This window comes from Bacillus cereus group sp. BfR-BA-01408 (assembly GCF_022663305.1).
GTDB lineage: Bacteria > Bacillota > Bacilli > Bacillales > Bacillaceae_G > Bacillus_A > Bacillus_A pacificus.
The window spans coordinates 1-20358 of the sequence record NZ_JAKUFF010000034.1; the positions used below are offsets into that span (position 1 = coordinate 1).

The following is a 20358-nucleotide window of genomic DNA, read 5'->3' on the forward strand; positions in this document are numbered from 1 at the left end:
TCTAACGGTTTAATGCTATCTTTATCAAATGCAAATTGAATGTCGTAGAAATGGTGATAATTCATTGAATCGATATCTACTTTTACTTTTGCATTTAACTTTTTAGATAAATCGTCTACTTTCACTTCCACTACGCGTGTATCAGCTTTTTTATCTTCACTTAATACACCTGCATCAACAAACGAACCATCTTTCTCAAATTCAAACTTTGTAATCCATGAGCTATTCGTTAATGTGAATGATACGTATTTTTTACCATCTTTCACCTTTAACACACCTGGACTCTTTGTATACGTGTTCATCATTGAAATTTCATCTGTTTGATCTTTTAAAGCTTTGAAATTGATGCTGTATTCGCCGTCTTTAATTGTTTCAACATTCGGCTTCTCTACTTCTGGTTTCTCTACCTCTGGCTTCTTATCACCATCTGGTTGCTTTTCTTCGTTTTTAATTGGCTCAAGTTTATCTTGTTCAAATAAAAGTTGTACATCATGCGTTTGCTTATAATTTCTTGATGCCATTTCGATAAATACTTTTGTATTTAGTTTTTTTGATAAATCGTTTACTTCAAACTCTACTACTCTTGTATCTTTTGCTTTGTCTTCACTCACTACTTTTGCATCAACAAATGCACCATTTTTTTCCGTTTGGAAATTTTTAATTAATGAGCTGCTTTTTAGTGTTACAGTTGCTTTTTTCTTACCATTTTCTACTTTTAATACTCCTGGATTTACCATGTAAGTATTCATCTTAGATTCTTCATCTGTTTGATCTTTTAACACTTTAAATGGAATACTGTACTCTCCATCTGCAATTGTGTTAGAATTTGGTTGTTGATCTGGGTCAGGCTTTTGGTCGGGCTTCTGACTTGGATCCGGTTTTTCATTTGGATCTGGCTTATTTGCTGGATCCTCTTTTTCATTTGGTTGTTCTACATGAATCGGTGTAATACTATTTTTATCAAATGCAATGCGCACATCATAATCATGATGATAATTTAAAAAGTCTATGTCTACTTTTACTTTCGCATGTAATACTTTCTCTACATCGTCCACATCAAATTCTACTACTCTCGTATCTTTTTCTTTATCTTCACTAATTACATTTGTCGTAACAAACTGGCCATTTTTTTCTGTTTCAAACTTTGTAATCCATGAACTATGTTCTAACGTAAAGGATACCTTCTTCTTCCCATCCTTCACTTTTAAAATTCCTGGACTTACAGAGTATTGATTCATCATAGATTCTTCATCTGATGTATCCTTAAGTACTTTGAAACCGATTGAATATTCACCGTCAGCTAGTTTGCTTGCTGCTTGAACTGCAAGAGGTTGTAATGTTGATACGAATGTAAATATCATTAAACACATCGCAACAACAATTTTAAGATATCTATTCAATGGAATAACGCTCCTTTATTTAGTTTTGACGTACTTTACGAATTAAGAAGACACCTGAAATAAGGATTAACACTGCAAATAATCCGATGCGTGCTTCATCGCCTGTTTTTGGGTTATCTGTTTTTTCAGCTTTACCACTTTCATTTGTTCCTTTGTTCGCCTCTTTATTTGCTTCTTTACTCTCTTCTTTCTTCGCTTCTTCTTTTACTTGTGTATCTGTTGTTGTTTGATCATTATTCTTTGTTGCAGTAGTTACTTTATTTTCTCCACCTACCGCTTTTACATTTGCATCAAACGCAAAGCGAATTGTGTAGTGATGGTCATAGTTTACGTTTGGTACAACAACATGAATTTTTGCAGCTGCTGGTTTAGATAAATCATCTATTTTAAACTCTACAGTTCTTTTATCTGCTGCTTCATCTTTACTAACAACTTTTGAATCAACAAAATTCCCGTTCTCAGGTGCTTTAAATTCTGTAATCCAAGCACTATGATTCATTGGAATTTGCACTCTCATCTCACCATTTTTTACAACTAACTTAGCTGGTTTTTCAAAATAATCATTTGCCATTGAAGCTGAATCATTTTCCGCTTTTTGGATGACATAGTTAATATCATAAGTACCGTCAGCTAGTTGTGCTGAAACTTTCCCATATGGCATGACAAGAAAAGCTAGCATACATACGAACGTTATAATAAAAGCGGGTAATACAGAAATCTTTCTCATTTGGCTTACTTCCTCCTTGTTCTCCTTCATTCACACTTTTGAAAATGATAATTATTCTCAATTTATAAGAAAAAATAATAATCCTTTATCATTATTTAATTGTAATTTGTTTATGTACTATAGATATTATTGATTATCATTCTCAATACATGTTAAAAATAATATCCCTCTCTATTCCTTATAAAGAGCGATTCATATTTTAACATAAGTCCTATTTGTTGATTATCATTCTCAATGAAACCCAAAAAATAAAACTACCATTCTCCTACTCTATCACCTCTATCTACAAAAATGATATCGTTATAGAAAACCTTATACCTTCCACTCCTCACTTTCCTTCCAATATTTCCACAACTAAATCAATCTTAGCCTACTCATAATTTTTTTGTCAACTATATTACGTATAAAATTTTAAATATCTAAATTCCTCTATATGAGGCTTTTTCTACAAAAAAAGAGGCTTTCTTTCATAGAAAGCCTCTTTTCACTATTTTTCTACAACAACTTCTTGCTTTTGGAACAACGAAATGACATATCCAATTACAATACCTACTAGAGCAGGAACTAACCAACCAATCCCTACACTATATAATGGAATTTTATTTAAAATAGGTGCTAATGCCGCAATTTGAAGATTCGCATTGTGCAACCCATCAAAGAAGCTGATCATAAATGCTCCTACAATACCACCTACATACATTACTAAAGGAAGACGAATATAGTTTTCAACTAGCGATAATACAATCAGCACGATACCAATTGGGTAAATTGCAATTAAAATTGGTAATGCTAATGCATTTAACTGCGTTAAGCCAAGATTTGCTACCATAAATGCTAATACACAGAAAATGAAAACGACTTTTTGATAAGAAAGCTTTGGTAATAAAGAAGAGAAATAATCACCACAAGCTGCAACAATACCTACAGAAGTTGTTAAACATGCTGCTGAAATTGCGATTCCTAATAATAAAGTTCCATAACTACCGAATAAATGATTTACAACGTTTGTTAAAATAATTCCTCCGTTTGCTCCCATTCCAAGAGACACACTTGAAGCTCCAAGATAAGCAAGAGCTAAGTAAACTAATAGTAAACCAAGTGCTGCAATAAATCCTGCAAAGATTGTTACTTTTGCAATACTATTTTTATTTGTAATTCCTTTTTCTTTTAAAGCATGAATAACAACATTTCCGAATACTAGCGCTGCAAGTCCATCTAAAGTTAAATATCCATCAATAAATCCTTTGAAAAGAGGAGCACTATACGCTTCTGTCGGTGCGCCAAATTCTCCAATTGGTGTAATAAATGCTTTACCTACGATAATTGCAATAACAGCTAATAAAATTGGAGTTAACACTTTACCAATGCGACCCACTAATTTCGATGGGTTTAAAGCTAAATAGAAAGTTACGGCAAAGAAAATGAATGTAAAGATAACAAGTGGATATGATTGACCAGCTATCTCACTTGGTAAAAACGGTGCAACACTCATCTCATAAGCAACAGTTCCTGTACGCGGCACACTTACGAATACGCCTAAACATAAATAAATTGCAGTAATAAAAACTAGTGCGAATATAGGGTGTACACGTCCTGCTAACTCATTTATATCTCCCTTTAAAGCGATAACGATAACTCCTAATAAAGGTAATCCAACACCCGTTACGATAAAACCAAACAATGCGATCCATACATCTGTTCCAGCACCTTGCCCTAACGCTGGTGGAAAAATCATATTACCTGCACCGAAAAATAGTGCAAATAACATTAAACTTATTGCAAACATCTCAGAAAACTTTAAAGATGATTTCATTTCTACTAACCTCCTACATAATAATTATAAATTAACAAAATATTCTGAATCAAAATCCGTCACATATCCTCTTTCAAGCATACTTCCCCGTAAAAGAACGCAAAAAACACCCGTCCCTAACAAAGGGACGAGTGTTGAAATCGTGGTTCCACCCTTATTCTAATAAAATGAATTTATAACGAAATAAGCTCATTTTATAGCTCGTGTAAATTGATAACGGTTTTATCCGCCAAGAATTACAATGCATCATGCAGTTCACTCTTGAAGTTTAGAGGTGGTAAGTCTGTCTTTTCGTATTAGGAAGCTCACAGCCTAAGGCTTCCCTCTCTGAGAATCGTAAAAAACAACTCATGTCCTCATCATTACTTTTATAAAATATCTTGTCGAAACTTGTTGTTTTTTATTATATGGGCTATTTTTTAAAAAATCAATAGTTTTATTTTTTCTGACAAAAAAAATATAGGGAGAAAATTTTTCCTCCCTATAGCTGCCCTATTAATATTTCTAATTCCCCATCTGTAATGTTTCGCCATTTTCCTACTTCAAGATCGTCTAGCTCTATATTCATAATGCGTTCTCTCTTTAACTTTGTTACAGTAAACCCGAAAGCTCGACTCATTCTACGAATCTGTCTGTTCATTCCTTGCGTTAAAACGATTCGAAATGTAGACTGATCAACCCTCGTCACTTTACACGGCTTCGTCATCCCATCTTTAATCTTTACACCGCTGGACATCTCATCAATAAACCAATCTGTAAAAGGTTTATCGACTGTGACAACATATTCTTTCTCATGCTCATGATCACCGTGTAAAATTTGATTTGCAATCGCACCGTCATTCGTTAATAAAATAAGGCCTTCTGACGCTTTATCTAATCGTCCAACAGGAAAGATACGCTCAGGGTAATTAATATAATCAATAATATTATCCTCAATATGATCAGCTGCTGTACAAGTGATGCCAACTGGTTTATGGAATGCGATATACACCTTTTCTTTCTCTTCTTTTGCAATAACCTGCCCATCAATCGTTACAACATCACCATCGCCCACGAGTGCACCGTGCGTACATATTTCACCGTTAATCGCCACGCGTCCAGCTTTAATGAGGCAATCTGTTTCGCGTCTTGAGCAAGATTTTGCTTCGCTTATGTATTGGTTGATTTTCATAGCTTATTCCTTTTCATATATATTAAAAGCGTCAATCTATGGCAATATCATTATGCCACGATTGACGCTCGTTTACTTCGCAAAAACAACTAAATAAATAACCCCAATCACCAAAAATATTCCGCAACAAGCTAACAATACTTTTGCAAGTTTGTCCATAAACATATAATGGTTTCCCCTTTGTTTCGTTGTTTTCTATTTTAATTCGACAACTGTTACGCCTAGGCCTCCCTCGCCCATATCACCGTAACGGAATGTTTTCACACCGCGATGCTTCTTCAAGTAATCTTGTACACCTTGGCGAAGTGCTCCTGTTCCTTTACCGTGAATGATTGATACGCGAGGATAGCTTGCAAGCTGGGCATCGTCTAAATATTTCTCGACGCGCGCCATTGCATTTTCAAATCGTTCTCCACGAAGGTCAAGTTCTAAAGAAACGTGATAGTCTCTACCTTTTACTGTTGCAACTGCTTTTTTCTCTGTTTGCTTCGGTGTGTTAATGTATTCCATATCGGATTCTTTTACTTTCATCTTCAGAATACCGATTTGTACGCTCCACTCTGTATCGCTTACTTTTTCAAGTAATTGACCTTTTTGACCGAACGTTAATACTTTTACTTCATCACCTGCGCGCAACTGTTGTTTCGGCGCAGTGTTTTTCACGTTTACCTTTTGTTTCTTTACAAGCTCTGGCGCTGCGCCTTCTAGACGGCTCTTCGCTTCAATTAGCTCGTGATCTTTCACGTTTGCAAGCTGTGCTTTGCGCAATTGACGAAGTTCTTGAATAATGCCTTCTGCTTCTTTCTTTGCAGCTTCGACTTTTTCTTCCCCTTCTTTTTGCGCTTTTAATAATCGTTCATCACGTTCTTCGTTAAATTCAATAATTTGACGTTGTAATTCGCGATGCAGTTTTTCCGATTGCTTGCGAAGCGCTTCTGCTTCGTTCCAGTCACGCTCTGCATTCTTTTGACTTTCTTCTAGCTTCGCAATCATATTTTCAATTTTGTTTGTATCTGTACTAATGTGGTTACGCGCTTGTTCAATGACGCGATCAGATAATCCAAGACGTTTCGAAATTTCAAAGGCATTACTACGTCCTGGTACACCGATTAATAATTTATACGTTGGGCTTAACGTGTTTACATCAAACTCAACGCTCGCATTAATAACTTGCTCACGGTTATATCCGTATGCTTTTAATTCTGGATAATGCGTCGTAGCAACAACGCGAGCACCACGATTACATACCTCATCTAAAATGGAAATGGCTAGTGCAGCCCCTTCTTGCGGGTCTGTTCCAGCACCTAACTCATCGAATAAAACTAAGCTTTCAAAATCAGCTTTTTCTAAAATATCAACAATGTTCACCATATGTGAGGAGAACGTACTTAAACTTTGTTCAATCGATTGCTCATCACCGATATCAGCAAAGATATTTTTGAATACACAAATCTCTGACTCATCCATTACTGGAATGTGAAGACCTGATTGCGCCATTAATACACAAATACCAACTGTTTTCAGCGTAACTGTTTTACCACCTGTATTCGGTCCCGTAATAACAATTGTCGTGAAATCTTTCCCTAACATAATGTTATTTGGCACGATAACTTCTGGATCAATAAGCGGATGACGTGCCTGTCTTAAATCCATATAACGCTCGTTATTTACGATTGGCTTCGTTGCTTTAATACGCTTCGCATAAAAAGCTTTCGCAAAGATGAAGTCAAGATTTGCAACTACTTCTACGTTTGATAAAACGATATCCGCTTCTACTGCCACTTCTTCTGTTAACATTAATAAGATGCGTTCGATTTCTTGTTTTTCTTTCACACGTGCTTCTTGAAGCGCGTTATTTAATTCTACAATGACTTGCGGTTCAATAAATAACGTTTGTCCAGAAGCCGATTGATCGTGAACAATACCGCCATATACGCCGCGGTATTCTTGTTTTACTGGGATTACGTAACGTTCGTTACGAATCGTTACAATCGAGTCAGACAGCATCTTTTGCGCGTTTGAAGAACGCGTCATATTTTCTAACTTTTCACGAATACGGCTTTCCGCAGTACGAATTTGAGTACGAATACCGCGCAGTTTATCACTTGCGCTATCGACTACTTCCCCGCCATCACCGATACAATTTGTAATTTTCTTTTCTAAATCATATAAAGATACAATTTGAGCAACATGCGTTTCTAAAATGGGAAGCTCGACACCATTATCAACCATATCTTCAATGAAACGTTTCATATTGCGACTACCATACATCGTATTCGCAATATCAAGTAGTTCATTTGGACTTAACATACTTCCAATCTTTGCACGCTTCACATTGGAGCGAATATCCGTAATACCACCTAATGGTGCACTACCTTTTAAACGAATGACTTTCGCTGCTTCATCCGTTGTATCTTGCATTTCTACAATTTCTTCAAAATCAGTGCTCGGCACTAAATGCTTCACTTTGTCACGACCAAGTGAAGATGCTGTATGTTCAAGTAATTGTTCTTTTACTTTATTGTATTCTAATACACGCAACGTTCTTTCTAACATGTTGCAGGTCCCCCTTGTGTTACTTATTACGTTTAATATAGTCTAATAAACGTTCAATATCCCACGTGTTAATCACGTTATCTTTTTGAATCCAACCTTTACGCGCTGCCGCTACACCTGTTTCCATATCTTCTAACATTTCAAGTGTATGAGCATCCGTATTAATCGCTACTTTTACACCAGCATCTTGTGCTTGTTTTAATAATTTCGCGCTTAAATCTAGACGGTTTGGATTTGCATTTAATTCTAAAACTGTATTTGTTTCTTTTGCGAGTTCGATTAATAAGTCTGTATCTACATCATAACCTTCACGGCGTCCAAGAAGACGTCCTGTCGGATGAGCAATCATTGTGACATGCTTATTCTCTAGCGCCGCACGAAGACGTTTCATAATCGTTTCACGGTCTTGTGAGAAGCTCGAGTGAATTGCTCCAATGACATAATCTAATTCTGCTAATACTTCATCATCAAAATCAAGCGAAGCATCCGGTAAAATGTCCATTTCAATTCCGCGTAAAATTGTAATGTCTGGATACTTTTCGTTCATACGTTCAATTTCTTTCGCTTGTTCACGAAGGCGCTCTTTCGTTAAACCGTTCGCTACTTTCAAGTATTGTGAGTGATCCGTAATTGCCATAAATTTATATCCACGAGCACGGCATGCTTGTACCATCTCTTCAATAGAAAAAGCACCGTCACTCCATGTTGTATGCATATGTAAATCACCTTGTATGTCAGAGAACTGAATTAAGTTTGGATACTCTTTAATTAATTCAATTTCTTTTCCATCTTCACGCACTTCTGGCGGGATAAATGGAAGACCGAAATGAGCAAAGAATTCTTCTTCCGTCTCGAATGTTTTCACTTCACCTGTTTCCAAGTCCTCCACGCCATATTCACTAATTTTCTCGCCTTTATCTTTTGCGATTTGACGCATTTTTACGTTATGGTCTTTTGATCCTGTGAAATGGTGAAGAGTTGTAATAAACTCTTCTGGTTTTACTAAGCGGAAATCAATCGAAATATCATATTCATATTGAAGACGAACAGAAACTTTCGTATCCCCGCTCGCAATTACTTCAATCATATTATCGAATTGTAGTAAATGCTCACGTACTGCAGCTGGTTCTGTCGTTGCAATAATAAAGTCTAGATCTTTCACTGTTTCACGAACGCGGCGCAAACTACCAGCGCGCGAGAAACGAATTACCTCAGCAATATTCGACAATTTCTCCTCTATTTCCCCGGCAATAGGCAATACCATCGCGATTGGTAAACGCTCTGGACGAGATCCTACTTGATCGATTGCTTCTAATATTTTCTCTTCTGTCTTCTTACCGAAACCAGCTAAAGCTTGTACTTTATTTTCCTCACAAACCGCTTTTAGCGATTCCATATCAACAACACCAAGTTCTTTATATAACTTAGCTACCTTTTTACCACCAAGGCCTGGTAATTTTAATAACGGTAATAAGCTACTTGGCACTTCTTTTTCAAGCTCTTGTAATACTTCAGATGTTCCCGACTCTATATATTCTTGAATAACTGCTGCTGTTCCTTTTCCAATGCCAGGAATCTTCGTGAAATCTTCAATCTCAGAAAGACTACGATCATCACTTTCTAATGCTGCTGCCGCTTTACGAAACGCCGATATTTTAAATGGATTCGCGCCCTTTAGTTCCATAAAAAGCCCGATTGTCTCTAATAATTTAATCACTTGTTTTTTATTTACTTTCATCATTGTCCCGCCTTTCTTTCATAGAAAAAAACTTCTCTTTCCGAAAAAAGAGAAGTTATACTCTGCTACCTGTCTGCCATAGTTCCTTCACCTTTTCAGAGAGAATCGGTGTATCGTCTACAATTATTTTGCTAATTGATGATTGTTGTAATGGTGTTTGTAATTGTTCAATCGGAAGAATGTTCCCAATGATAATTAAGACAAACAAAATAATATATACTTCTAAAAATCCGAGGATTGCCCCCGCAAACGCATTTACTTGCTTTAAAACCGGTATTTCTGCAAACATATTTAACAAATTACCAAGTAATGAAAGTGCAATTTTTGTGATAATAAACAATATGATAAACGCAAGCGCTTGATAAAATACTGTCTCAATATTATTTGCATCAATCCATTCTGGAACAGATACGTTTTTATCAAATGGATACGGAATAAATTTCGCAAGTGCTGGCGCTAAATCTTTACAGTACCAGTATGCAACAAGGTATGCGATAATAAAGCTTGTTAACTTTACAAGTTGCAAGATGAACCCTCTGCGTAAGCCGAGGAAAAATCCCATAACAAGCAGTAAAATGATAATAATATCAATCATGTTATTCCATTCCTTTTTTTGTCATACTTTCTTTCAATTTCTCATGTTCTTCTTTTAATTTTATGTAATCGTGTATGACGTTTACCGCCGTCAATACCGCTAGTCTACTCGTGTCAAGCGAAGGATTCTTGGCATTGAGTTCGCGCATTTTATCATCCACAATCGCTGCTACCATGCGGATATGACTTGTACTTTCATCGCCAACAACTGAATATTGCTGACCATAGATTTCTACATTAATTCGACTTTTCTTTCCCTTTTGTTGTGACAACTCACCGGCCTCCAATCACGTACAGAATCCTAAAGTTTATCATACCATGAACCTTCATAATATGGAAACAGAAAGAACAATCCGATATGATAAAAATAACAATATAAAAAAAGGGGCGACCATTATGTCAAATTCTATCGTAATTCAAACAAGTTCTACAGTAATTGAAGACATGAAACAACAATATAAACATTCGCTTAGCCCGAAAACTCCGCAAGGCGGAATCTTCATGGCAAAAGTGCCATCGTGCACCATTACAGCGTATAAATCCGGAAAAGTAATGTTCCAAGGTGGACGTGCTGAAGCAGAAGCTGCCCGTTGGCAAACTGTCTCCCAAACTCCAAAAACAGCTGTAAAAAAATCTGTCGATTCACACCGTTATGCACCGCCTGCTTCTATCGGTACAATGTCAATCGTAGGGTCAGATGAAGTGGGTACTGGTGATTTCTTCGGACCGATGACAGTAGTTGCTGTATATGTGGATGCGAAGCAAATCCCACTACTAAAAGAGCTTGGTGTAAAAGACTCTAAAAACTTAAATGACGAACAAATTACTGCCATTGCGAAACAACTTCTTCACGTTGTCCCTTACAGCTCTCTCGTCCTTCATAACGAAAAATATAACGAGCTATTTGATAAAGGAAACAACCAAGGTAAGTTAAAAGCTTTACTACACAATAAAGCTATTACAAACTTATTAGCTAAAATTGCACCTACAAAACCTGAAGGCGTCTTAATCGACCAATTTACACAACCTGATACATACTACAAATATTTAGCAAAACAAAAACAGGTACAGCGTGAAAATGTTTATTTTGCGACGAAAGGCGAAAGCGTCCATTTAGCAGTAGCCGCTGCTTCCATTTTAGCTCGTTACTCATTCGTAAAACAGTTTGACGAACTAAGTAAAAAAGCTGGTATGCCGCTTCCAAAGGGTGCTGGTAAACAAGTTGATATCGCCGCTGCTAAATTAATTCAAAAGCTTGGTAAAGAGCGATTACCTGAGTTTGTGAAACTGCATTTTGCTAATACAGAGAAGGCGTTTCGCTTATTAAAATAGTATCGACAAAAACAGGAGCCTACAAACTCCTGTTTTTTGTTTCACCCTACTATTGTCCTTATAGTTTTGTTATAATTACAATATACAGATTATTCTAACATAGGAGGAGATTCCCATTGCTACTTCTACAAATGATTCTAAATATTTTACTAGGTAATCCACACGAAAGACAGTTTGAAATTAGAGAAAACATTCAGCTACTCAGTGAGCAACGAGAGTTCAACGATTTAATAGAGCGTTACGGCCGGTCTTTCTTATTAAACTTTCGGATTCGAAGATTTATCGGGAAACACGATGCCCGCTCGTTAATACATAATCCAGCAAAACTACAACACTTCTGTGAGGAACTTGAATGTATGATTAGAAAAAGAAGGTTTTTCATATGAACGCTGTAAAAGTTAAAAAGGTACTATATGCTTTCGTACACATCGTAGGTCCTCTTTCTTACCTCACTATTTCTACCATTTGGGGAGCTTTTTTCACTACTAAATCTACATTTGAAAATATATCTGATAATCTCGGCGTGATGGCCATCTATTACGTGTTCATAAGTTTACTGTGGTTTTTCTATTTAGATCGATTAGACAAAGATGTAGATAATATTACAAAAGAGATTCATGATAAAAAGATGTAATACATAAAAAAGGAGAGTCTTGGCGACTCTCCTTTTTTATGTTAGCTTCGTTTCTGCTTCTTATTAGATGAAGGTACTTTATGAGAACCTGTTTCATGTGTCGTCGTTCCTTGTCCTTCTACTTCTGGAGAACCTAGGCCCGATCTTGAATGATCTTTTTTCACTTTTTTACTCATTTTATATTCACCCCTTCGCGTTACTTTTTGCTACGAGGGAATAAACTATACAAAATAAAAAGCGAGAGGAAATCCTCTCGCTTTTTTCACATTTTAGAATTCAGAAGAACCTGGAGTTCTTGGGAATGGAATTACGTCACGGATGTTAGCCATGCCAGTGATATACATTAGGAAGCGCTCGAAACCTAGACCGAATCCAGCGTGTTTTGTACCGCCGTATTTTCTAAGTTCTAAGTACCACCAGTAGTCCTCTTCGTTCATACCTAATTCTTTAATTCTGTCTACTAAAACGTCCATTCTTTCTTCACGTTGACTTCCGCCGATTAATTCACCGATGCCAGGAACTAGAAGGTCAGTAGCAGCCACTGTTTTACCGTCGTCATTTAAGCGCATGTAGAATGCTTTAATGTCTTTCGGATAGTCCGTTACGAATACAGGGCGTTTGAAGATTTCTTCTGATAAGTATCTTTCATGCTCTGTTTGTAAGTCAATACCCCATTCTACTGGGTATTTGAAGTCAGCACCTGATTCTTGAAGTACTTTAATTGCTTCTGTATAAGTGATGCGACCGAAGTCAGAGTTGATTACGTTGTTCATGCGCTCTAGAACTGTTTTATCAACGAAACTGTTGAAGAATTCCATTTCTTCTGGTGCATGCTCTAATACGTATTTCATTGCATATTTCAGCATATCTTCTGTAAGGTTCATTACGTCACCTAGTTCAGCGAATGCAATCTCAGGCTCAACCATCCAGAACTCAGCTGCGTGGCGAGTTGTGTTTGAGTTTTCTGCACGGAATGTAGGTCCGAATGTGTATACATCACGGAATGCTAATGCATAAGCTTCAGCGTTCAGCTGTCCACTTACTGTTAAGTTTGTTTCTTTGCCGAAGAAGTCTTTTGATTCATCAACTTGTCCGTCTTCGCCTTTTGGTACGTTGTTTAAATCTTGCGTTGTTACGCGGAACATTTCGCCCGCACCTTCTGTATCACTACCAGTGATGATAGGTGTGTGAACATGTACGAATCCACGCTCTTGGAAGAATTGGTGAATCGCAAATGCTGCGATAGAACGTACGCGGAACGTTGCAGAGAATGCATTTGTTCTTGGACGTAAGTGAGCGATTGTACGTAAGTATTCAAACGTATGACGTTTCTTTTGAAGTGGGTAATCAGAATCTGATAAGCCCTCAATATCAATTTTTTCTGCTTTAATTTCAAATGGTTGCTTCGCTCCAGGCGTTACAATTACTTTACCTTCTACTTTAACTGAAGAGCTAAGTGGAAGTTTTGCAATTTCTTTGAAGTTATCTAATTCTGTATCGAAAACGATTTGAACGCTTTTGAAGAAGCTACCGTCGTTTAATTCGATGAAACCAAACGCTTTTGAATCACGTAAGTTACGAATCCACCCTGATACTTGTACTGTTTGACCTGCGTATTTATCTGTATCTCTATACAGACTTTTTACTAATGTGTTTTCCATAGTGAAATTCTCCTTTGCTGATATATTTAAATACAAAAAAACCTTTCATCCATAAAGGGACGAAAGGTTAAACTTCGCGGTACCACCCAATTTGTCATAAAGACCAACTTTAACTCGTATGTAATACATACTTCCCGGTTTGTAACAGGCCGGATTCCCGTCTAAGTCTACTCTTGAATACAAGATTCAATTTCGGTTAGCAACTCCAAGGTGTTCTTCACATATACCGCCTCATCAGGCTTTCACCGTCCCTGACTCGCTTTGGATTATAGTATATATTACTTTTCCTTATCATCGTCTTTCATTTTGTTAAACTAAAATTAATGTACTACATTCGAGAGAAAGATGCAAGATGTCGGAAAATATATCAGTATTTTTCTTTTTTAACAACATATATTTAAACGATTTCCATGAGAAACTAATTCTCTACCGTATTATTCTAATTCACTTTTAATAATTCTTTCATCTTCATTTCTGTATCTTCCTCTGTACGTGGCTGATAAATTGTAAGCTTTAATTCAGGTGCATCATAAACCTGGAGTGTAACATGATCCATAACTAACGTTCCTACGGCAGGATGTAAAAGTACTTTCCGACCAATAGGTGTTCCTTGCACTTCATGATTTGACCACCACATACGAAATTCACTACTTCTTTCCGTAAGTTCCTCAATCATATTTTTAAACCACTCGTCCCCAATAAATTGTGTATATGTAGCGCGGAACTGTGCAATTAAACGCTGTGCATGATTTTCCCAGTTTTCAAATAGTTTACGGTATTCTTTTGATATAAAACAACGCCACACCGCATTTCGATTTCTCTCATCCATTTCACCAAAATCACCAAATACAACGCTGGCAGCCTTATTCCAATGAACAATGTTAAGTTTTTCATCAATTACATAAGCAGGACAAAATTGTAATTGATCTAGTAATCCCTCTAAAACCCCATTTATATGTCCAGCAATCGGCTTCCTTATTTGAGAAGATAGCGAAAGATTTGCCAATAAAATCAAATGATTTCTTTCTTCTCCCTCCAACCGAAATACACGAGAAATTGACTCTATAACTTCTTGAGAAACTTGGATATCACGCCCTTGTTCTAACCATGTATACCATGTCAATCCAATTCCCGCTAATTGTGCAACTTCTTCTCGTCTTAATCCTTTTGTTTTTCTTCGCTGACCAATTGGTAAATTAAATTGCTCAGGAGTCAACCTAGCGCGGCGGCTTTTTAAAAAATCTGCTAGTTCCTTCCTTCTATCTGCATCGCTTAACATATAATATTCCCCTTTATTAGTGGTAGTTTTTATACCAGTATAAATACACTCCTATTTTCATTATAAACCTACCTTTATCTTAATAAGTAAAGGAGGTGAATTTTATGATAATAAAAAATATAGAAACACATTCTTTTGAACTAACACAGCGATTTGTTTTATTTATGGCGGTAATATGTGGTTTTACAGTAGCAAACGTGTATATAAATCAAACTCTTTTAGTAAGTGTAGCCCATACTTTTCATGTTTCAGAAACTAGAATCGGTATTGTCGCTACTGTAACCCAAGTCGGATATGCACTAGGAAATCTCTTCATAGTTCCTTTAGGGGATATACTTGAGAGAAAAAAATTAATTTTAATTTTATTGTCTCTCATTTGTATTAACTTAGCTTTAGCCGCTTTCTCAACAGATATGACTTGGCTAATTGGAGCTAATTTTATTCTTGGATTTGTTACAATCATTCCCCAGATTGTAATCCCTTTCGTCTCTCAATACGCCACTGATCGAAATAGGGGTCAAATTTTAGGCAATGTATCTATCGGTCTAGTTTGCGGCATTTTAGGAGCTCGATTAATTAGCGGATTCATTGATATTCACTTCGGATGGCGAACTGTTTATGGGATTTTTTTCATAAGTACTTTCATTCTTATGTTATTAGTGAAAATATATTTCCCTAAAGGAGATAAGCCTCATCACATGCAATATAAAAAGCTTCTCTTTTCTTTCATCCCACTCTTGTTGCAAGAGAAAATGTTACGAAAAGCTTGTTTAAGTCAAGGGATGGTATTTGGAGCTTTCAGTGTTTTTTGGACTACACTTATTTTCTTATTAACCACACGTCCTTATCATTACGGAAGCTCTACTGTTGGATTAATCGGTTTAGTAGGAATAGCAGGAGCATTTGCAACACCTATTATTGGACGCATTATAGATAAAAAAGGAGCCATATTTGCGAACGCTTTATGTACGTCTATTTCATTTTTTTCTTTTTTACTATTTTTATTTTCAGGGTACTGGTTACCAGGACTTATTGTAGGGGCTCTTTTACTTACAGCTGGCACTCAAGCAAATCAAGTAGCTTGTCAAGCACACCTTTTCCAATTAAATCCTGAGAAACGAAGTAGTTTGAACGGCATATACATGGTCGCAACATTTCTCGGTGGGTCTATAGGCTCATACTTCGGGCTACTCGTCTGGAGCAAATGGCAGTGGACCGGAGTATGCATTCTTGGAATTTCCATGATAAGTATTACACTAATCTCATTTATAAAGGTGCCTCACTATACTAGAAAGGAAGATGTATGTAATGAAAAATCCTAGTGTGAATTATGAAAAAGGAATGAAAATTTTAGCAAAAATCGCTCCTGAACATTACCAAAAGATCGTAAATAACCTTGCAGATTCTGTTGCACCTGATTTAGGAACATTAGCTGTAGAATTTAACTACGGTCAAATTTTTGCCAGACCAGGTCTCGACTTGAAATCCCGATTACTTGCGACCGTTGCTGGATTAACAGCTTTAGGCAATACTGAACAACTGAAATTTTATATAAACGGAGCTTTAAACGTCGGATGGACAGAAGAAGAAATCATTGAAGTAATGATGCAGATGATTATATATGCCGGATTTCCTGTAGCATTAAATACCATTTTAACGGTTGCTACCGAAGTTTTTACAGAAATAAAAACAGGCACAATGTAATTAAAAATAAAAAAGGTTGAGTATCCATTAAAGGGTACTCAACCTTTTTATTTAAAAATTACTTACGTAACTCCGCACCAAATTTCTCTTCTACCGCTGTTAATACACGGTTATGTGCTTCTGTTACTTCTTCGTCTGTTAACGTACGCTCTGGATCGAAGTAGTTCATAGAGAATGCAAGTGACTTCTTGCCTTCTTCCATTTTTTCACCTTCGTATAAGTCAAATAGTGTTACGTCTTTCAGAAGTTCCCCGCCAGCTTCAGCAATAACTTGCTTCATTTCGCCAGCTTTTGTTTCTTTCGTTACGACAACAGCCATGTCACGTGTCATGGATGGGAAACGTGGAATCGCTGAGTAGTAAGTTTCTTCTGCGTCTGCACCGAATACTTTTACAAGAGATAGTTCAAATACGAATGTATTTTTCACATCTAATTGTTTTTCTGCTTCTGGGTGCAATTGACCGATGAAACCAATTACTTCGCCATCTAATACGATGTCAGCTGTACGACCTGGGTGCATACCTTCACGTTTTGCTGGTGCATATGTGATTTGGTTTGAAACGCCAAGTACGTCGAATAGTCCTTCTAGTACACCTTTCATAACAAAGAAGTCTACTACTTTTTTCTCACCTTGCCATGCATGGTGAAGAGCAAGACCTGTCATAACACCTGCAAGATGTTGTTCTTCTTTCGGAAGTTCTCCTTCTTCTGTCGGTAAGAAGATAGAACCTACTTCGTATAAAGCAACACTGTCGTTTTTACGTGCAACGTTGTATGAAACTGCTTCTAACAATTGTGGTACTAAGCTTAAACGAAGTTGGCTACGTTCTTCACTCATTGGAAGTGCAAGAGCGACAGGCGCCTTTTCGTTTGGCTCAACCATATATTGTTTCGCTTTGTCAGTGCTTGTTAATGAATACGTGATTGCTTCATATAAACCAGCACCTTCTAAGAAGCGACGTACTTTACGACGTTTCGTTTGTGCTGATGTTAATTTACCACGAGTCATTGTTCCAGAAGGTAATGTAACTGGAATGTGGTCATAACCGTATAGACGGCCCACTTCTTCTACTAAGTCTTCTGAAATTGTAATGTCAGGACGACGTGCTGGTACATTCACGTGGAATGTTCCTTCTACTTCTGTGAATGGGAACTTTAAGTTTGTGAACATTGTACCCATTTCACTTGCAGAAATATTTGTACCTAATACACGGTTTACTTTGTCAGCAGTAACAGATACTGTACGCTCTTGTACTTGTAAGTTGTCAGCTTCTACTACACCTTCAAGCGCCTCACCGCCAGCGTATTTCGCCATTAAAGCAGCTGCGTGTTGAATTGCTTCAAATGTACGTGTTGGGTCGATTCCTTTTTCGAAACGCGCACTTGACTCACTGCGAAGACCTAAGTCTTTTGATGTACGGCGCACTGTTTGACCCGCAAAGTATGCAGACTCAATTAGAACGTTTACTGTCTCATTTGTAACTTCAGAATCCGCTCCACCCATTACACCAGCAACAGCTAAAGCTTTTGTACCGTTTGTAATGACAAGATGGTGGCTTTGTAATGTACGTTCTTGATCATCTAACGTTTCAATTTTTTCACCTTCTTTTGCAAGACGAACAACGATTTCTTTTGAACCTAATTTATCGTAATCGAATGCATGTAACGGTTGACCGTATTCCATTAAAATGTAGTTTGTAATATCAACTACGTTGCTAATTGGACGAATGCCAGCTGCCATAAGGCGCGTTTGCATCCACATTGGTGACGGACCAATTTTTACGTTCTTTACCATTTTTGCAATGTATAATGGGTTTTCTTCTTTCGCTTCTACACTTACAGAAATGTAATCAGCAGTTTTTTCTGCTGTTTCTTGTAAGTCGATAGCTGGAAGTTTTACTTCACGGCCATAAATAGCAGCTACTTCATATGCAACACCTAACATGTTTAAGCAATCTGCACGGTTTGGTGTTAAACCAAGCTCAAGTACTTCATCATGTAAGTTTAAAATTTCAAGTGCATCTGCACCAACTTCAGCGTCACTTGGGAAGATGAAGATACCATCTGCATATTCTTTTGAAACTAACTTTCCATCAATGCCAAGCTCTTGAAGAGCACAAACCATACCGTGAGAAGCTTCACCACGTAGTTTTGCTTTTTTGATTTTGAAATTACCAGGTAGTACAGCGCCAACTTTTGCAACTGGCACTTTTAAACCTTTTGCAATGTTAGCAGCACCACAAATAATTTGAACTGGTTCTTCTTCACCGATATCGATTAAGCATTTGCTTAACTTATCAGCTTCTGGGTGTTTTTCACATTCTAATACGTGACCAACTACAACACCTTTTACACCTTTATTTAATACTTCAACGCCTTCTACTTCAATACCACTTTTCGTGATTTTGTCTGCTAGTTCTTGTGCCGTTACATCTTTAATATCTACATACTCTTGTAACCAACGATATGATACGAACATACTTATCCTCTCCTTCCCTTACGCTCGTTTGAATTGTTGTAAGAAACGTACATCATTTGTATAGAAATGACGAATGTCATCTACGCCGTATTTCAACATTGCGATACGCTCTGCGCCCATACCGAATGCGAAACCTTGATATTCTTTTGAATCATAACCAGCCATTTCAAGTACGTTCGGGTGAACCATACCTGCGCCTAAAATTTCAATCCAACCAGTTCCTTTACAAGTGCCGCAACCTTTGCCGTGACACATCATACAAGAAATATCCATCTCTACAGATGGCTCTGTGAATGGGAAGAAACTTGGACGAAGACGGATTTCACGATCTTCACCGAACATCTTTTTCACGAATACTTGCAGTGTACCTTTTAAGTCACTCATACGAATATTTTTATCAATTACAAGACCTTCAATTTGCATGAACTGGTGTGAATGCGTCGCATCATCGTCATCGCGGCGATACACTTTACCAGGACAAATAATTTTAATTGGGCCTTTTTCTTTATTATTTTCCATCGTACGTGCTTGCACAGAAGATGTATGTGTACGTAGTAACGTTTCTTCTGTAATGTAGAATGTATCTTGCATATCACGTGCTGGGTGATCTTTCGGTAAGTTTAATGCTTCGAAGTTGTAGTAGTCTTTTTCTACTTCTGTTCCTTCCGCTACTTCATAACCCATACCGATGAATACATCTTCAATTTGTTCAACAACAGCTGTTAACGGATGGTGACAACCTGTTTCAACAGGACGACCTGGTAAGGTAACATCAATTGTTTCAGTAGCTAATTTCGCTTCAATTACTGCTTTTTCTAAGTTGCTGATTTTGTCATCTAGACGCGTTTGAATCGCTTCACGTACTTCATTTACTAATGCTCCCATACGTGGACGCTCTTCTGCTGATAATTTTCCCATGCCGCGTAATACTTCTGTAATTGGACCTTTTTTTCCTAAATACGCTACGCGTACATCGTTTAAGCCTTTTAGCTCTTTCGCTTCTTCAATAAGCTCTAACGCTTTTTGCTTTAGCTCTTTTAAACGTGCTTCCATTTGGAACCCTCCTAATTTTAAAAATAAAAAAACCTCGCTCCCAAAAAGGGACGAGGTAAATTCGCGGTACCACCCTAAATTGACAGAACATGTCTGCCCACTCATTAGTTATAACGATCAATTCTGACCGGAACGCCTTTACATATACATGGTCCTGGCGTCAACTCCAGAGGTGAATTCACTTCCGTCTACCATAAGAATGCTTTCAGTCTACGGC

General features: G+C 37.2%; 18 protein-coding genes and 3 other annotated features (1 of these 21 only partly in view). Of the genes, 5 read left to right on the forward strand and 13 right to left on the reverse strand.

Annotation, left to right across the window (positions count from 1 at the left end; all coding sequences use genetic code 11):
* The 8 genes from MR083_RS15150 to zapA form a co-directional block, all read right to left on the reverse strand.
* On the reverse strand, positions 1-1400 hold a 1400-nt coding region (locus MR083_RS15150; protein ID WP_242269532.1), incomplete at its 3' end, for an NEAT domain-containing protein.
* Positions 1401-1419: 19 nt separating this feature from the next.
* Positions 1420-2127, reverse strand: coding sequence for a heme uptake protein IsdC (gene isdC / locus MR083_RS15155; protein WP_242269533.1), 708 nt, complete (start codon positions 2125-2127; stop codon positions 1420-1422).
* 487 nt (positions 2128-2614) lie between these two features.
* Positions 2615-3940 carry a branched-chain amino acid transport system II carrier protein BrnQ6 gene (gene brnQ6, locus MR083_RS15160; RefSeq protein WP_242269534.1) on the reverse strand — a complete coding sequence of 442 codons (1326 nt, stop codon included), beginning with the start codon at positions 3938-3940 and terminating at the stop codon, positions 2615-2617.
* A 120-nt stretch (positions 3941-4060) separates the two neighbouring features.
* Positions 4061-4312: a binding site (T-box leader), on the reverse strand.
* A gap of 109 nt (positions 4313-4421) precedes the next feature.
* Positions 4422-5111 carry a 23S rRNA pseudouridine(2604) synthase RluF gene (locus tag MR083_RS15165; RefSeq protein ID WP_000700717.1) on the reverse strand — a complete coding sequence of 230 codons (690 nt, stop codon included), beginning with the start codon at positions 5109-5111 and terminating at the stop codon, positions 4422-4424.
* Between the two features lie 195 nt (positions 5112-5306).
* Complete coding sequence (locus tag MR083_RS15170; RefSeq protein WP_000893733.1) at positions 5307-7667, reverse strand: endonuclease MutS2; 2361 nt, start codon at positions 7665-7667, stop codon at positions 5307-5309.
* Positions 7668-7686: 19 nt separating this feature from the next.
* Entirely contained in the window at positions 7687-9405 is a 1719-nt protein-coding gene (polX, locus tag MR083_RS15175) for a DNA polymerase/3'-5' exonuclease PolX (RefSeq protein ID WP_242269535.1), read from the reverse strand.
* 55 nt (positions 9406-9460) lie between these two features.
* On the reverse strand, positions 9461-10000 hold the full coding sequence (locus MR083_RS15180; RefSeq protein ID WP_000565408.1) for a CvpA family protein: 540 nt from the start codon (positions 9998-10000) through the stop codon (positions 9461-9463).
* Between the two features lies 1 nt (position 10001).
* Positions 10002-10271: a cell division protein ZapA gene (gene zapA / locus MR083_RS15185; protein WP_000082701.1), complete on the reverse strand. Its 270-nt coding sequence runs from the start codon at positions 10269-10271 to the stop codon at positions 10002-10004.
* Positions 10272-10395: 124 nt separating this feature from the next.
* On the opposite strand from zapA, the gene rnhC reads away from it, so the two are divergent.
* The 3 genes from rnhC (at position 10396) to MR083_RS15200 (ending at position 11965) form a co-directional block, all read left to right on the forward strand.
* A complete protein-coding gene (gene rnhC, locus MR083_RS15190) occupies positions 10396-11331 on the forward strand; it encodes a ribonuclease HIII (protein ID WP_000071611.1) in 936 nt (311 codons plus the stop codon).
* A gap of 116 nt (positions 11332-11447) precedes the next feature.
* A complete protein-coding gene (locus MR083_RS15195) occupies positions 11448-11717 on the forward strand; it encodes a hypothetical protein (protein ID WP_000925560.1) in 270 nt (89 codons plus the stop codon).
* Complete coding sequence (locus MR083_RS15200; protein WP_000994755.1) at positions 11714-11965, forward strand: hypothetical protein; 252 nt, start codon at positions 11714-11716, stop codon at positions 11963-11965. The genes MR083_RS15195 and MR083_RS15200 overlap by 4 nt, the downstream gene beginning before the upstream one ends.
* A gap of 41 nt (positions 11966-12006) precedes the next feature.
* Here MR083_RS15200 and MR083_RS15205 read toward each other — a convergent pair whose 3' ends face one another.
* The 3 genes from MR083_RS15205 to MR083_RS15215 form a co-directional block, all read right to left on the reverse strand.
* Positions 12007-12141 (reverse strand): YuzL family protein, encoded by a 135-nt coding sequence (locus MR083_RS15205; protein ID WP_000039588.1) that lies wholly within the window; start codon positions 12139-12141, stop codon positions 12007-12009.
* Between the two features lie 93 nt (positions 12142-12234).
* Entirely contained in the window at positions 12235-13626 is a 1392-nt protein-coding gene (asnS, locus tag MR083_RS15210; protein ID WP_000432167.1) for an asparagine--tRNA ligase, read from the reverse strand.
* 52 nt (positions 13627-13678) lie between these two features.
* Positions 13679-13930, reverse strand: a binding site (T-box leader).
* Positions 13931-14065: 135 nt separating this feature from the next.
* A complete protein-coding gene (locus tag MR083_RS15215; RefSeq protein WP_242269536.1) occupies positions 14066-14905 on the reverse strand; it encodes a helix-turn-helix transcriptional regulator in 840 nt (279 codons plus the stop codon).
* 104 nt (positions 14906-15009) lie between these two features.
* Here MR083_RS15215 and MR083_RS15220 point away from each other — a divergent pair, with 104 nt between their 5' ends.
* Both MR083_RS15220 and MR083_RS15225 read left to right on the forward strand, forming a co-directional pair.
* Entirely contained in the window at positions 15010-16227 is a 1218-nt protein-coding gene (locus MR083_RS15220; RefSeq protein ID WP_139866470.1) for an MFS transporter, read from the forward strand.
* On the forward strand, positions 16214-16609 hold the full coding sequence (locus MR083_RS15225) for a carboxymuconolactone decarboxylase family protein (protein WP_016718635.1): 396 nt from the start codon (positions 16214-16216) through the stop codon (positions 16607-16609). Before MR083_RS15220 ends, MR083_RS15225 begins: the two co-directional genes overlap by 14 nt.
* A gap of 58 nt (positions 16610-16667) precedes the next feature.
* Here MR083_RS15225 and pheT read toward each other — a convergent pair whose 3' ends face one another.
* Positions 16668-19088, reverse strand: a complete 2421-nt coding sequence (gene pheT / locus MR083_RS15230) for a phenylalanine--tRNA ligase subunit beta (RefSeq protein WP_000498165.1) — start codon at positions 19086-19088, stop codon at positions 16668-16670.
* Between the two features lie 18 nt (positions 19089-19106).
* Positions 19107-20141 (reverse strand): phenylalanine--tRNA ligase subunit alpha, encoded by a 1035-nt coding sequence (gene pheS / locus MR083_RS15235; protein ID WP_000388219.1) that lies wholly within the window; start codon positions 20139-20141, stop codon positions 19107-19109.
* Between the two features lie 43 nt (positions 20142-20184).
* Positions 20185-20358, reverse strand: a binding site (T-box leader); it runs 55 nt beyond the window's last position.